The organism is Bifidobacterium miconis, from assembly GCF_019331735.1.
Lineage (GTDB): Bacteria > Actinomycetota > Actinomycetes > Actinomycetales > Bifidobacteriaceae > Bifidobacterium > Bifidobacterium miconis.
In genome coordinates this window covers 95279-111079 of the sequence record NZ_JAHBBH010000004.1, presented here as the reverse complement: position 1 = coordinate 111079, position 15801 = coordinate 95279, and the positions used below count along the sequence as shown (strand labels likewise).

Genomic DNA, 15801 nt, shown 5'->3' with positions numbered 1-15801 from the left:
CGTGCGCCAAGCCGAAGCCCTCGCCGTCCTCGCCGCCGGCGCGAACGTGTTCCTGACGGGCGCTCCCGGCGCGGGCAAGACCTACGTGCTCAACGAGTTCGTCACCGCCGCGCGCAAGGCCGGCGCGCACGTCGCCGTCACCGCGTCCACGGGCATCGCCGCGACGCACGTCAACGGGCAGACGATCCATTCGTGGAGCGGCGTCGGCGTGTCCACGGCGCTCACGACCAGCCTGCTCAAGCTCATCCGCACGCGTCGCCGGCGCAAGATACAGGACACCGACATCCTCGTCATCGACGAGGTGTCGATGATGCACGCGTGGCTGTTCGACATGGTCGATCAGGTCTGCCGCGACGTGCGCCGCGACCCGCGCCCGTTCGGCGGCCTGCAGATCGTGCTGTCCGGTGATTTCTTCCAGCTGCCTCCGGTGAGCGTCGGCGGACGCAACCACGACGTGATCGCCCCGCCGCCGGAGTTCGTCGCCGCACGTGAACGCTACGCGAAGGCCGGACGCAACCCGGACGGATTCGTCACCGAATCGCTGGTGTGGGACGAGCTTGCGCCGACGATCTGCTATCTGACCGAGCAGCACCGTCAGGACACCGGTTCGCTGCTCACCGTACTCACCGACATCCGCGAGGGCCGCGTCGACCAGAAGGACCACGACGTGCTCGCCGCGCGGCTGGGCCTGCAGCCGCAGCCCGGCGAGGTGGCCGTGCACCTGTTCCCCGTCAACCGGCAGGCCGACGGGCTCAACGACCTGCGGCTCGCGCAGATCGGCGCGGAGGAGCACACGTTCCACGCCGAAGAGGCCGGCCCGGCGACCATGGTCGACCGGCTCAAGAAGAACATGCTCGCGCCGGAAACGCTCGTGCTCAAGACCGGCGCGGCCGTGATGGCGCTGCGCAACGACGCCGACCGGCAGTACGTGAACGGCTCGCTCGGCACGGTGCGCGGGTTCGCGCCCGAAGCGAAGGGCGGCTGGCCGATCGTCGAATTCGAGAACGGCAACGTCGTCACGATGAAGCCCGCCGCGTGGGAGATGACGGACGGCGAGACGGTGCTCGCGTCGATCAACCAGGTGCCGTTGCGCTGCGCGTGGGCGATCACGATCCACAAGTCGCAGGGCATGACGCTGGACCGTGCGGTCATGGATTTGAAGCGAACGTTTGCGCCCGGCATGGGCTACGTCGCGCTGTCGCGCGTGGAGTCGATGGACGGGCTGTACTTGGCCGGCGTGAGCGAGCGCATGTTCTACGTTTCGCCCGATGCGGTGATGCTCGACGGCGACCTGCGCGCCGCTTCGGCCGACGCGGCGATGCGGCTGGAGGCGGAAGGCCCGGAGGCGTTCGACCCGCGGGAGCATGCCGCCGACGGCATGCTCGACGACGAATTCAGCCAAGGCGAACTGTTCTGATCATGCCCGGTCGTGCCGCTGCAACGGCGCAGCGCACGCATGGAATCGAATAACCGCGCAATGTGCCGGGACGGGGCGCAATGGTGCTGCCCCAATGATGCGAAGAGCCTGATGGGTTACGACACGCCGTGACATGATGCACGGATGGAATCGGGTGCAAAGTCTCGGGGGGGGGGTACGTTTTCCGAATGGAAACGGTTGCAAGACTCGTCAACTGATGTGACGGGCACTTCCGGCCGATTGAACTGAGGAAACGGAATGTGGGCGAGCGTGCTGTTCTAGCGGCGCGCATTGGGAAGAGAGTGTCGACTATGGTCAGGCGTACAAAGAGGTGGATTGCGCTTGCGGTGTCACTAATCGTTGTTATTGCAATGGTTATCGCGGTACTGCCGACGGTTGCGCAAGCCGATCCGGCCACTTCGGACGCTACGTCGCAGCAACGGGATATAACCTCCGAAAATGGTTCTTCCACGCGGGAAGACGCTTCGGCGACCGCCGATGATTCCTCTGACAAGGGGGATTCCAAGGGTGTTGACACCCCTTCTTCTCGTATTAACTCTGGAAACGATTCCACCCAGACTGGGTCGAAGCAGGCCAATACCGGCACGAAGACCGACGCCGGTGCCGATGCGAAGTCGGAGTCCCAGGCGGTACAGTCCCCGTCCGATAAGACGCAGTCCGATGATGCGCAATCCCAATCCGCCGAAGCACAGCCCGCTCCCGTGGCCGACCTGCCCGACGAATGCACCAAGTTCAACGATGCCGTCAATTTCTGCGTCAAGGGCAAGGACGGCAAGGGCAACGATGCGTGGCTGAACAGCACCGCCATGTTCGCGAGAGCCGATGGCGGCTGGCAGTTCCACGTGCCTGATGACTACACCTACAACGGCAAGAAGATCAGCGTCGACAACCCGCTGCCGAGCTACATCATCGGCAATTGGATCAACGGCAACAGCTACGACGACAAGAACCTCAGGGTACAGACCACCGTGAACGGTGCGGACCACGACTACTACCTCAGCTACTGGGATCTGGATCTCAGCGGTTACGGCAATAGCCAGTACCAGGGCAGCTACACGATCTACGCGAAGCTCCCCGACGACGCGGTGTTGCCCGACGGCTACACGGATCACCGTGTCCCGATCATCGTGAACCTTGCGAAAACCGAGAACGACGAGGCGGCGCTCGAGAAGCTGCTCGAGAAGAACCGCATCTCGACGACGCAACCGGCAAACACCAAGGTGAACCTGTTCGACTACTGGTTGGACAAGCAGGATTCAAAGGACTATGCCGACTCGGCCACCGTTGACGACGATGGCATCAACGTCGGCCATGCGCTGAAGTTCCGGCGCAGCGGTTTCGAGGACAAGAACGAAAAGAAGTACAACCAGTGGACGAGCTATTCCGGCTACCCGTACCGTCTGAACGGTGCGAACAGCCAGGGCATGGTCCAGAACACGCTGGACGACAGCGGATACCCGAAGCTGAACACCGCCGCAACCGCCGGTACCACCGATAACGGCCAGCAGTATGCGGGGGCCGATGAAAGCCTGTCCTACCTGTTCAATCCCGGCGAGAAGAGCGGTTCCAAGGCGTCGTACACGGACGTGAAGAACCTGTTCAAAGTGGAGAACGGCTACTACAAGTTCGATTCCGCGGAGAACTACGCGGAGTACGACCACAAGGAAAACGCGTTCCACGTATACAACCAGGGTGCGGTCTCCTCGTCCAACACGATCAACGCGGACGGGAAGCGCATGACCAACTTCTTCCCGTTCAACAAGGCGTCCGACGTATTCACCAAGGACACCACTGGCAAAGGCATCACGTACGACCGGAGCATCGAGCCGTACGCCACCGGGCAGCCCGGCCGTTCCGGCGTGTTCTCGGACAAGGTCAACATCAACCACTACTTCGGCATGACGATGGAGACCCGGTTCACGCAGAAGTACCACGGCCACACGAACTCGAACGAGAACGATACGCCCACGGACAACAACAATCAGGTCAAGTACGAGTTCTCCGGCGACGACGATGTGTGGGTGTACGTCGACGGCGTGCTCGTCGCCGATCTGGGCGGCATCCACAACCGCGACGGCTTCACCATCAACTTCGCGACCGGCGACATCACGGTCACGAACCACCAGATGGATGGCCAGGATCCCTACAACAAGCCCGGCACGGACACGACCTTCGAGACCTCGACCCTGAAGCAGAAGTTCGAGGACGCCGGCGTGGACACATCGAACTTCGAAGGCAACACGCTGCCGAACAACACGAGCCACACCCTGAAGTTCTTCTATCTGGAACGCGGCAACACCGACTCGAACTGCTCGCTGATGTTCAACCTGATCGACATCCCGGACAACTCGGTCAAGAAGATCGACCAGTACGGCAACCCGGTCAAGGGCGCCGGCTTCAAGATGTACTCCGCGTACTCGGATTACAAGATCGACTCCGGCCAGGTCCCGTTCGCTATGGGTGATACGGATGCAAACGGCGTGTTTGGCCTGACCGACCCGCTGACCGGCGATCCGCGAAGCCTGGCCGCGTTGAAGACCGGCGGCGTGACGAACATTCTGGTCAAGGAGTCGAAGGTGCCCGACGGCTACCGTCGTGCGGGCTGGCAGAACCCGCACATCAAGGTCGTGACGAAGACGGTGAACGGCGGCGACTACACGTATCTGAAGAGCGAGAACGAGAACCCGTACCAGTCCGGCTCGCAGGTCGTCACCGGTCTGGACGTGTCGGTGACCGGCGGCGGCAACAAGGTCACCTGCGGCGCCGCCGAGCAATGCGATCTGACCAAGGGCGCGATGTTCGCCATCGTCATGAAGCACAAGACGAACGCCGACGGAAGCGACGCCGGATGGTACCCGGTCACCGGCGACACATTGAACGGCTGGAAGATCTGGGATAATCCCACCCAGCTCATGCAGACGCCATCCGTCATCAAACGGCAGATCGCGTCCCGCGACGCCACGGGCAACTGGCACCTGAAATTCGATGAACTTCCCGGTGACGTCGAGGATTATGCGTTCCTGGGTGGTGGCAAGTACTCCATCAACTACTACTACACGACCGATGCGCTGGACGGCGGGGTCATCAACTACACGCCTATCGCCGCCACCGGTCTGTCCCGTGAACTGTCGTCCACGATCTACGTGTCCGACATCGTCAACACGCTCGCCGTGCAGAAGCTCGACGAGAACGGTACGCCGTTCAAGCTCACGGACAAGGACGGCAAGGACATCCCCGGCAACCACGCGGAGTTCGCGCTTTACAAGGACGAGGACGTCGCCAAGAACGACGACGGCAAGCCGACCGGCGTGAAGGACGGCGGTTCCGCGTACGCCACGATGACGACGCGCGACTATGCGAAGACGAGCGGCGACTATTTCGACAAGAAGTCGGCCGTGGTGTTCTCCGGACTGACCAACGGCACGTATTACGTCAGGGAGACGAAGGCTCCGACGGGCTATGGTCTCAACAGCCATTGGACCAAGGTCGTCGTCAACGACAACGGCGTGTTCGCCGATGCCGGCATCGCGAACGACAACATCAAGGTTCAGGTCGGTCTGGGCAGCGTTGTCAAGTCGCTGTACCCGACCGTGGACGGCATCATCGACAAGACGCTGACGAATCTCACCGTCGGCCTGAAGAGCGCCGACTCCACGGATATGGGAGACGAGCTCAACAAGGAGAACAGCCTCGCGACCGCGGCGAATAACGCGAACGCGAACAACACCGAGGGCGACCAGCCGAACTATCTGTACGGCACGAACCCCGACTACACCCCATCCTCCGAGGACGGTAACTGCGCCAAAAAGAATGATGATGGCCTTTGCACACGGTTTAAGGACTACTCCAAGGGTACCGAGGGCACGTATGCCGCGGCTCCGCCCGAGCTGAAGTTCGGCACCATGACGTTGAACGGCAAGTCCTACAAGGAGACACCTAAGGCGCATTACTCGCACTTCCCGTACTACTGGGCTCAGCAGTACGGCAGCCTGGAGAAGATGATGCAGAGTTACGGAGACTACGCCTACCAGGATCCCGACGAGGCGATGAGCGGCCGTTGGGAAAGCTTCCTGACTGGTACTGGCGACGAGCCACACGCGATGGCCGTGCAGACGCAGGGCTCCGATACGGTGGCGCACCTGTCGTACCACGGATTGTCGTCCGACGCCGTGTTCGAGTATTCGCCCACGCGAACCAAGGACGCGAACGGCCAGTACATCAAGAACGGCAAGTACGATACGAACGGCACATACGTCGTGAACGCCGACAACTGCACATCGGACGACAGCTGCGAGTACGAGCTGGCCTACGACAAGTCGGACGCAAATTATCCCGACGCGTTCACCGCGGACGACGACTTCTCCGTGGACGAGGGCTTCCCGATGCTCTCTGTCACGCAAAACTACGAGGATGCGCAGCACGGCGTCTCCGGCGCGGACAAGCAGAAGCTGGATAACACCGAACTGTCCGGCCTGTTCTCCGGCCTGACCACCATCCAGGTGACCGATCGCGGGTTCTCGCCGCTCAAGATCTCCAATGTGGTCGTTGATCTGAAGGACAACACGAAAAAGGCCGGTCAGGACGGCACCCTGCCGAATCCGGCTCCGAACGCCCAATTCGGGTTCACGATCACGCTGAAAGCCGGCAAGGGCATGTCCGATGTGACGGATGAGTACGACTACAAGCTGTGCACGTTCGACGGCACCGATCCGACGCAGTACAACAGCCAGACGTGCGAACCGCAGACGAAGACCCTGTCCCTGAAACCGGTCGCCACGACGACCGGCCTATGGGAGTCCATAGTGCGGCTGTTCACGGCGCGGAAGGCCGCGGCCGAGACGAACGCGTACTCCGGCACGCTGAACCTCAAGGACGGTCAGATCGCCGTGTTCGACGAGCTGCCTGAGACGATCGACTACACGATGACGGAGAGCAGCATCCCCACGCCCTTCTATCAGAAGGAGGTCGTGGCCGAGGACAAGGACGGTACGCAAGTCACGCCGAAGTCCGACGATGCGATTTCCGGCAACGCGACCGGCGAGACCAAGAAGGACACCAACCGTCACGCCCACTTCGTCAACACGTTCGGCGTGGAGGCGCAGCCCGGCGTGATCAAGAAGGTCACGGGCATGGACTGGAAGGGCGACAAGAACTTCACGTTCGACCTGACCCGCACCACCGCCGACGGTGACGCTGCCAAGAAGGTCTACCGCTACAAGGACGGCAACAAGACGACCGGTGTGGTCGAGGAACTCTCGGCCGACGGCCTGACCGCCTCCACCAACGGCAAGATCGAGAACGGCAAGACGCAGAGCGTCAATTTCCCCGAACTGGTCTTCAACGACACCGGAACGTACACGTTCAAGGTCGCCGAGGAGACCACGGACGTGCCCGAAGGCTGGAAGTACGACACGACCGGCATCAGCGGGACCGACAAGGGCCGGGTGACGATCAAGGTCGCGCAGGAAGAAGGCCACGAGCCGACGGTGACGCTCACCTACGGTGCGGGCGCCGGTACCGGCGACAAGTCCACGTTCGTGAACTCGTTCGCCACGGTGACGGCGTTGCCGTTGACCGGAGGGAATGCCGCGGCGCGATTGTGGCTGGGAATAGGCGGTGTGCTGTTGGCGTGCTGCATGGCGGTGTATGCCGCGATGAACCGGAAACGTGCGATGGCCGGCATGATCAGTGCGGGCGGATCACGTGGCTTGCACGGAACCCGCATCGCGCGGAACATGCGCGATATCGTGCATGATCTGCGCTCCCGGGGAACCGGAAAACACTCGCGGACGTCGCGATAACGAACGTCACGCTCACGGTCCGACCGGGGGAGTGCGGTATGCCCGCGACTCCCCGCCCGGACTCGATCAAGGATTTGCGGATCGCGCGGGTCGGTAACGGCTCCGGCCTCCGCGATTGCAGAACAGTTACTCACCAATCAGGAAGAAAGAGAACCATCATCATGAAGATGAAACAAGTACTGGCAGGCGTCGCCGCCGCGGCCACCCTGCTCAGCGGCCTAGCCCTCAGCACCGTCGCCAATGCCGAAAACGCGCCAACTGCTCAGGAAGACAAGGTCACGTTTGGCACCACCATCACACTGAAGGGCTCCGTAGCAGCATTGACCGGGCGCTCGTTCAAGGCCGTCAAACTTGCTGATTATGGTGCGGCGACAATTCAGCCTGCCGGCATTGCCGTGACGACCACAACCAATGCCGGGTTGAAGTCCGCGATCGAAACCGCCTTGACCAGCGCTACGAGCGACGCCACCAATAACGATGACAGGTACACGACAAATGATGATGGCGACGCGATGGCGTGGGTCGCGCAGCACATCAACGATTCGTCCGCCGCTCCGTGGTCGGGCCAGCTGCGCAAGTTCGTGCAGAACGTGGCTGCTTCCCAGGCGTATCAGCAGGACACAGGCGCCGGCACTTGGGGCGCGCAGCTGGGCGGTTCTGGTAATGACAGCACGCTCGAAGTTTCTGGACTCTCCAAGGGCTTGTATCTCATCACTGATAGCACTGATTATCCGATGAACGCCACGGATACGGCGGCCAAGACGTGGACCCGTTCCATCCCGATTCTTGTGGGCACCGGCGTGTTTAAGGACACTGCGATGACCCAGTCGCTGTTTACGAACAGCTCGGACGGTACCGTCGTGGTCAAGAACAACGAGATCCCGCTGATCAAGACCGTGAACGAGGTCAGCATCCCGAACAACAAGACCGCCAAGTACACAGTGGACAGCAAGGTTCCGAACTACGTGGGCTACAAGAAGGACACCTACACCTACAAGTTCGTGGATAACCTCGAGCAGAACAAGCTCGCCTTCCCGACTGAGAAGATCAACAATACCGATACTGTGACCGCCAAGTCCATCGGGCTGAAGGTCACTATCACCCTGACCGACGCCGAGCAGGCCGTCACCATCGATCCGACATCCGAAGACAACGCTCACTCTGATTGGTACGACTTCACTGACGCCTCTGCGACTTCCTTCACCCTAAACCTCAAGAAGTTCATCGACGCACACGCCAGCACCGTCAAGACGAAAGACGACACGAACAGCTCGGAAGTTGATGTGTACGCGCTCGGTGACAACAACACTAACTGGTCCGGCGCTACCGTGACCATCACCTACAATGCCACCGTGCTTGACGCCGCCTACCGGAAGGGCGCAGACAACGACATCAAGGTGCAGTACTCCAACAACCCGTCCGTCGATTCCACCGCTGATGCCCCGAACTACACCGAGCGTGAGGACCACGAGAAGGTCTTCAACTTCAACTACAAGATCGTGAAGAAGGACAAGGAGACCGGTACGGTGCTGTCGGGCGCTCAGTTCAAGCTCACTCGGATTGATGACAACAACACCACTCTTACCGGTGATTACGCCTTCACCGATACCAAGGAGACCGGCAACAATGGTGAGATTGAGTTCACCGGCCTTGCCGCCGGCAAGTACTTGGTCGAGGAGACCGCCGCTCCAGCCGACCATATCAACGCCGGCCTGAAGTACTACCTCACCATTACTCCGACCTACCAGGAGGAATCGGCCACCAAGATCGACGGTACCTCCTACCAGCGCAAGGTCTCCGTCACTCAGGTGAATTACACGATCTCCGATGTGACCGGCGGTGGCTGGGTGTCCGGCAATTTCGTCAACAACGGCACCTTGACAAACACCGTCATCCCCACTGAGACGACTAAGATCACCACGTCGATGGACGTGCTCAACGCGACCAGCATCGCCCAGCTCCCGCTCACCGGTGCCGCCGGCACGGTGCTGTTCACGGTGATCGGCCTGCTGCTGGCTGGTGGTGCCGGCTTCGTGTACGCGAGGTCCCGTTCCGTCAAGAGTGCGCTTGCCTGCTGAGCCGGACAGCATATCGATAATTATGGGGTGTGTTCCGAATCGCGTGAGCGGAAAGGAACGTGCCCCTGGTTTCATGGATTGGAATGATCAACAGGTGGAATGGTTTGCTTTGATCGAGAAAATCGCGAAAAAGATCGAAGATACATATAAAGCTGGCAATATCACCAATTGTGAGCGCCAGAAACTGCTGGGAATGGTGAACAAGATCGCCGACGATATACAGCAATCAAACGATGGCATTCTTTCCGAGTCCGCTTGGGATGATTGGCTGGTTGAACATCAGGATGAATATGCCTGCGGACAGTCCAAAGCGTGATCAACGGATCATGCCGACCGAGACGATAGCCGAGCGTCATCGAATCGGTGTCGGGAATGTGAGGTGTGATGATGACTGGTCGTAGGTTGTTTACCGAACAGCAGGTGCAGTATCTCAATACGTTGCCGGTGGTGGAGAACGCCACGCCGGTGCGCATCGAGTATGCGCAGTCGTTCAAGGTCGATTGCATGCGCAAATACAGGGCGGGCGGCTCTCCGTCGGCGATTTTCCGCAATGCCGGTCTGCCGCCGTCGCTGATCGGATACAAGCGCATCGAGCGCTGCTTCAATCGGTGGCGTCATAATTCGAAGCTGATGAAGCAGGCCGCGATCGATCAGTATGATGCGCAGGATGGATTGTTCGCCGCCTCCTCCGCCGATGCGGGGTTCGATTACCGCGACGTGCTGATTCGCGAACAGGCGTTGAAGATCATGTTCCTCGAGCATGAGCTGGAACGTTTGAAGAGCTTGGTGCCGTCTCCGGAATCCCTGCAGACCGTATCCTGACGCATCCTGACCCGTACGCTCCGGCACGCGCGTCGCGCCGGACATATTGCGGTTGCCGTCCTTATCACCATACGAAACGCAAGGGAAGCGTTTCCAATACGGATTTTGTACACTGGAGGCCAAATACGGCAGAGGCGCTGACAATGGGCGCGCCTTGAAACCTTACTGTCTCCGGAGGATCGACATGGACGATGAAACCGTCACCATACGTGATGTGGCCAAACTTGCCGGCGTGGCGGTGTCCACGGCGTCCCGGGCCCTGAGCGGCGGGTCGGCATCGGAGAAGACGCGGCAAAAAGTGCGGCAGGCCGCGGAAGCCCTGCATTTCGTGCCCAATCAGGCGGCAAAGCAGCTGACGTCCGGCAAATCGAACGTCGTGGCGATCATGGTGCCCGAGGAACCGGATTTCGTGTTCCGGGACGCGTTCGTGTCGGGCATGGTCGCGCAGCTGGCCACCTCGTTCACCGCGGTCGGCCTGCTGCCGTTCCTTGCGCTCACCAAGCCGCACGACGCGCAGGGCTTCCTCAAGGTGCTGCGCGGTTCGGGCGCGTCCGGCATCGTCGTGATCAGCTTCCACTATTCGAAACCGTTTGCGGACGCGTTGGAGCAGAGCGGCAAGCCGATCGTGTCGATCGGCACCCCGCATCCGGCCATGCATTACCCGTATGTGGACGTCGACAATTATCAGGGCGGGTATGACGCCGCCAAACTGCTGTACAAGCGTGGTCGCCGCAATATCGCGGTGATCGCCGGTCCGACCGACATGCAGGCGTCGGTGCTGCGTACCGAGGGCGTGCAGGACGGATTGAAGGCGCTCGACCTGGAACCGGTTGCACTTGTTTGCGGCGAGTATGGGGCCAAGCGAGGCGAGGACGAAATGAACCGAATCCTCGAAAAACATCCCAATGTGGATGGTGTGTTCGCCGAGTCCGACGAGATCGCGGCGGGTGCGCTGCGCGCGTTGCTCAACGCCGGCAAACGGGTTCCCGAGGACGTCGCCCTGATCGGATTCGACGATTTTCATGTGGCTCGCGTCGTCTCGCCACGACTGACGACATTCGCCCAACCGTTGGCAACTATGGCCGAAACGGCTACGCAGATGATGGTCGAGCGTTTGGAGACAGGGGAGTGGAAGCGCCGGGCCGTGATCTTCCCCGCGCCGATGGTCCGCCGCGAGAGCGCCTGATCGACAGCGCCTGATCGACATTGTTGAACGTCATTTCCAACCCACCATCGCAAGGAACACCATCATGACCATTGCATTTCCCCAAGGATTCACCTGGGGCACCGCCACCGCGTCGTACCAGGTCGAAGGCGCGATCCACGAGGACGGCCGCACTCCCAGCATCTGGGACACGTTCTGCGCCAAGCCCGGCACGATCTCGGACGGTTCGTCCGGCGAATTCGCCTGCGACCAGTATCACCGCTACCGCGACGACATCGCACTGATGAAGCAGCTCGGCATCGGCGCATACCGTTTCTCGGTCGCATGGTCGCGCATCGTGCCGCAGTTCGGCGGCCCGGTCAATCAGACCGGAATCGACTATTATCTGCGTCTGCTGGACGCGCTGCGCGAGGCCGGCATCAAGCCGGTCGTCACGCTGTACCACTGGGATCTGCCGCAGTATCTCGAGGATCGCGGCGGCTGGGCGGACCGCGACACCGCGCTGCGATTCGCCGATTACGCGGGCGCGCTGGCACGTGCGTTCGGCGATCGGGTCGACACATGGACGACGCTCAACGAACCGTGGTGTACCGCGTACCTCGGCTACGGCAGCGGCGTGCACGCGCCGGGCATCAAGGATTTCGGCAAGGCGCTGCGTGCGGTGCATCATCTCAACCTGGCACACGGACTCGGCGCGCGGGCGGTGCGCGCCGAGCTCGGCGACGCCGCGAACGTGTCGGTCACGCTGAACCTGGCGACGAACGTCGCGGATACCGACTCGCCGGCCGATCTTGCGGCCAAGCATCGCGCCGATCTGATCGCCAACGAGGTCTTCCTCGGACCCATGCTCGACGGACATTACGATCCGGAGATCTTCGACGTCACGTCCGACGTGACCGACTGGTCGTTCGTGCGCGACGGCGACGAGACGATCATCTGCCAGCCGCTCAACTCGCTCGGCGTCAACTACTATTCGTCCTCCCGCGTCCGTCACGCGAAGCCGGGAGCCGTCGCCGAAGGCGCATGCATGCCCGCGCAGGACATCGTCGAAACCCTGCCGCCGACCGGCGAGCTGACCGCGATGGGCTGGAACCAGGATCCGCGCGTGCTGCACGACATGCTGTGCGCGCTGAGCAAGCGGTATCCGGAACTCGACATCCTCATCACCGAGAACGGCTCCGCATGGGACGACACCGTGAGCGCGGATCCGGCCGAACCGAACGGCAAGATCATCCACGATCCCAAGCGCGTGCACTATCTCGAAGAACATGTGCGGGCCGTGGCAGACGCGATCGCCGGCGGCGCGCGCGTGACCGGATACTACGCATGGTCGCTGCTCGACAACTTCGAGTGGGCGCTCGGCTACTCCAAGCGATTCGGCATCATCGGCGTGGACTACGCCACGCAGGAGCGCATCTGGAAGGATTCCGGCAAGCGGTTTGCGCGGATCGTGCGGGACAACGCCATCTGACGGCGCATACTGCCATCATGGGAGCCGGAGAGGAGCAGCAATGGACTGTATCGCGATGTACATCGACGGCCAGTGGGTCGAATCCGACTCCGGCAACGTCACCGACATCGTCAACCCCGCCAACGGCCGCGTGATCGCACAGGCGACACGCGGCACCGCAGCCGATGTCGACAACGCCGTCGCGGCGGCCAAACGCGCGTTCGCCCCGGGGTCCGCGTGGCGCACGCTCACCGCCGACGACCGTGCGGCACTCATGGTCAAGGCCGCCGACCTGATCGAGGCGCGGGCCGAGAAGCTTGCGGTCGCGGAAACCAACAGCATGGGCCGCGTATACCGGGAAACGCGATACGACGACGTGTATGCGGCCAGCGGCGCATTCCGCTACTACGCCTCGCTCGTGCACGAGCTGCAAGGCAAGGCGTCTGCCGAAAACGGCGACATGATGACCGTGACCGTCCGCGAGCCGCTGGGCGTGTGCGCCGTGATCGCGCCGTGGAACTATTCGATGGGCACCACGGCGGCCGGCATGGCGCCCGCATTGGCCGCCGGCAACCCGGTGGTGGTCAAGCCGTCGTCACTGGCTCCCGTGGCTACGGCGATGATGTTCGAAGCGCTGGCCGAAGCGGGATTCCCCGCGGGCAGTGTCAATCTGGTGCTGGGTTCCGGCGGCGAGGTCGGATCGGCGCTCGCCGCGCATCCGGACGTTGCGAAGATCACGTTCACGGGCGGCACCGAAACCGGCCGGGACATCATCGGACGTTCCGCGACCAGCGTGAAACGCTACAGCATGGAGCTGGGCGGCAAATCGCCGTTCATCATGTTCGACGACGCGGATCTGGACGTGGCGGTGGATCGGCTCATGTTCGGCATTTTCCTGAGCCAGGGCCAGGTGTGCATCGCGGGATCGCGGCTGCTGGTGCAGCAGGGCGTGGCCGAACGGGTGCTGGACATGCTCAAGGAGCGTGTCCCGAAGATCCGCATCGGCATGCCGCTCGACCCGGACACGGAATTCGGGCCGATGGTCTCGAAGCGGCACATGGAACGGGTGCTCGACTATATTCGCCTTGGCGTGGAGGAAGGCGCCCGCATCCTGATCGGCGGGCACCGGATCGCCGAAGGCGCGTTCGGCGAGGGCTATTTCGTGGAGCCGACGGTGCTGGTCGATTGCACGCAGGACATGCGCGTGGTGCAGGAGGAGATCTTCGGGCCGGTGCTCACCGTGCAGACTTTCGCGGACGAAGAAGAGGCGATTCGTCTCGCCAACGGCACCCGGTACGGGTTGGCCGGAGGCGTGTTCACCTCGGATCTGGGCAGGGCGCTGCGGGTGTGCTCCGGCGTGAACACCGGCATCATGTGGGCGAACGCGTACTTGGAGGACACTGCCGGCATGGCGGTCAGCCCGCACCGGCAGAGCGGCATGAGCGTGGACGGCGGGCTGGACGGTCTGCTCGAATACACCGTGCTCAAGCAGATCAATCTCAAGATGACGCCGGCGAAGTCCGGCTGGTTTGCCGGGATGGAGTGACGCGGAATGCGACGGGGGTCGTGACGTGATGATCACACGTCACGACCCCCGTCGCATTATCCGCATCATGCCGTCGTCAGGCCATCGTCACACCTGAACCGCGCGCATGCGCTCCAGCGCGTCGGTGTCCGTCTCGTACTTCCATGAATAGAGCGCGAGCAGCGCGACGCCGAGGATGCTCAGCGGCAGTCCGGCTAGACCGGTGAACCGGTAGTCCATGGCGAACGCGTTGAGCGTCATGCCGCCGACCGCCGAGCCGACCGCATTGCCGAAATTGAACGCGACCTGTGCGGCCGCGCCGGCGATCAGCTCGCCGCCGCCCTGACCGGCCTCGGCCATGAGCAGCAGCTGCGGCGCGTTGACGAAGAACAAACCGAACGCGATCCAGAACGTGAGCATCGTGGTCGTCGCGTGGTTGCCGGGCAAGAGGAGCACCATCAGCAGTCCGATGCACGAGATCGTCTGGCCGAGCGAGGCGGTGCCGGCGTGACGCCAATGATCGGTGACCCAGCCGCCGATCAGACCGCCGACGACCATGCCGAATCCGGCGAGCATCATGAACAGCGGCACGAGCTCGGACTGCCAGCCGCCGGTCTTCTGCAGCCACGGCGAGACGTAGCTCCACCAGCAGAACACGCCGGCGTTGCCGGTGAAGATCGCCGCGATGATCAGCCACGGGCCGATCTTGGTGAGGAAACGGAACTGGCCGCGGATGCCGGCGTCCTTGATCGGCGCGACCTGCGGCACCCATGCGGCCACGAGCACGACCGTCATCACGGCCCACGCGGCAAGGAACGCGAACGTGAGGCGCCACGAGAGGAATTCGGCCATAAGCGTTCCGGCCGGCACACCGAGCATGTTCGCAACGGTCTGGCCGGCGACCATCATCGACACGGACTGCGCTTCCTTGCCGGGGTCGGCAAGTTCCTTCGCGACGACCGTGGCCGTGCCGAAGAACGCGCCGTGCGGCAGGCCGGCGATGAACCGCGTGACGAGCAGCATGGGCGCGTTGAGCGCGCATGCGGACAGCGCGTTGCCGACGAACGCGATGATCATGAACAGGATGATGAGCTTCTTCGGCGGCGTTTTGCGGCCGAAGACCAGCATGAACGTGCCGAAGCACACGCCGAGCGCGTACGAGGAGATATAGTGGCCGGCGGTGGGGATGTCGACGTTCGTCGCGGCCGCGGCCTGCGGCAGGATACCCATCATCACGAATTCCGCGGCGCCGAGGATGAACGAGCCGGCGGCCAGCGCAAGCAGACTTTTCTTCATGGTTCCTTCTGATCTGTCTGATCTGATGTTGTATTTGTTGTGGTTTTTGGGATGCTGTTGTGATGTCTTTGGTATTGGTCACGTGATACTGCATTTTGGAATCGTTTCCAATACAGTCGGTATAATAAGTCAAACGATGTACGAAATACTCCGGTATATTGCGCTTTTACTGTTGTAACCGTTTCCTTATTGGTGATATGTTCGGTCTAGCGACACGCTTCGTCCG

At 61.9% G+C, this 15801-nt stretch carries 9 protein-coding genes; 8 read left to right on the top strand and 1 reads right to left on the bottom strand.

Annotation, left to right across the window (positions count from 1 at the left end; genetic code table 11):
- Nucleotide 1 precedes the first annotated feature (1 nt).
- The 8 genes from KIH79_RS02565 (at nucleotide 2) to KIH79_RS02530 (ending at nucleotide 14300) form a co-directional block, all read left to right on the top strand.
- Nucleotides 2–1417 carry a PIF1 family DEAD/DEAH box helicase gene (locus tag KIH79_RS02565; RefSeq protein WP_219057958.1) on the top strand — a complete coding sequence of 472 codons (1416 nt, stop codon included), beginning with the start codon at nucleotides 2–4 and terminating at the stop codon, nucleotides 1415–1417.
- 722 nt (nucleotides 1418–2139) lie between these two features.
- Nucleotides 2140–7239 (top strand): SpaA isopeptide-forming pilin-related protein, encoded by a 5100-nt coding sequence (locus tag KIH79_RS02560; RefSeq protein WP_219057957.1) that lies wholly within the window; start codon nucleotides 2140–2142, stop codon nucleotides 7237–7239.
- 161 nt (nucleotides 7240–7400) lie between these two features.
- Nucleotides 7401–9317 carry a SpaA isopeptide-forming pilin-related protein gene (locus KIH79_RS02555; RefSeq protein WP_219057956.1) on the top strand — a complete coding sequence of 639 codons (1917 nt, stop codon included), beginning with the start codon at nucleotides 7401–7403 and terminating at the stop codon, nucleotides 9315–9317.
- Between the two features lie 43 nt (nucleotides 9318–9360).
- Entirely contained in the window at nucleotides 9361–9633 is a 273-nt protein-coding gene (locus KIH79_RS02550) for a hypothetical protein (protein ID WP_219057955.1), read from the top strand.
- A 65-nt stretch (nucleotides 9634–9698) separates the two neighbouring features.
- Nucleotides 9699–10139 (top strand): transposase, encoded by a 441-nt coding sequence (locus KIH79_RS02545; RefSeq protein WP_219057954.1) that lies wholly within the window; start codon nucleotides 9699–9701, stop codon nucleotides 10137–10139.
- Nucleotides 10140–10323: 184 nt separating this feature from the next.
- Nucleotides 10324–11325, top strand: coding sequence for a LacI family DNA-binding transcriptional regulator (locus KIH79_RS02540; RefSeq protein WP_219057953.1), 1002 nt, complete (start codon nucleotides 10324–10326; stop codon nucleotides 11323–11325).
- Nucleotides 11326–11389: 64 nt separating this feature from the next.
- Nucleotides 11390–12775 carry a GH1 family beta-glucosidase gene (locus tag KIH79_RS02535; protein ID WP_219057952.1) on the top strand — a complete coding sequence of 462 codons (1386 nt, stop codon included), beginning with the start codon at nucleotides 11390–11392 and terminating at the stop codon, nucleotides 12773–12775.
- Nucleotides 12776–12815: 40 nt separating this feature from the next.
- Nucleotides 12816–14300 (top strand): aldehyde dehydrogenase family protein, encoded by a 1485-nt coding sequence (locus tag KIH79_RS02530; RefSeq protein ID WP_219057951.1) that lies wholly within the window; start codon nucleotides 12816–12818, stop codon nucleotides 14298–14300.
- 87 nt (nucleotides 14301–14387) lie between these two features.
- On the opposite strand, the gene KIH79_RS02525 is transcribed toward KIH79_RS02530, so the two are convergent.
- On the bottom strand, nucleotides 14388–15575 hold the full coding sequence (locus tag KIH79_RS02525) for an MFS transporter (RefSeq protein WP_219057950.1): 1188 nt from the start codon (nucleotides 15573–15575) through the stop codon (nucleotides 14388–14390).
- Nucleotides 15576–15801 lie beyond the last annotated feature (226 nt).

Bases quoted from the DNA above. Each gene is read 5' to 3' on its own strand.
- KIH79_RS02540 (WP_219057953.1), top strand. From the start codon at position 10,324: ATGGACGATGAAACCGTCACCATACGTGATGTGGCCAAACTTGCCGGC.
- KIH79_RS02535 (WP_219057952.1), top strand. From the start codon at position 11,390: ATGACCATTGCATTTCCCCAAGGATTCACCTGGGGCACCGCCACCGCG.
- KIH79_RS02555 (WP_219057956.1), top strand. From the start codon at position 7,401: ATGAAGATGAAACAAGTACTGGCAGGCGTCGCCGCCGCGGCCACCCTG.
- KIH79_RS02530 (WP_219057951.1), top strand. From the start codon at position 12,816: ATGGACTGTATCGCGATGTACATCGACGGCCAGTGGGTCGAATCCGAC.
- KIH79_RS02525 (WP_219057950.1), bottom strand. From the start codon at position 15,575: ATGAAGAAAAGTCTGCTTGCGCTGGCCGCCGGCTCGTTCATCCTCGGC.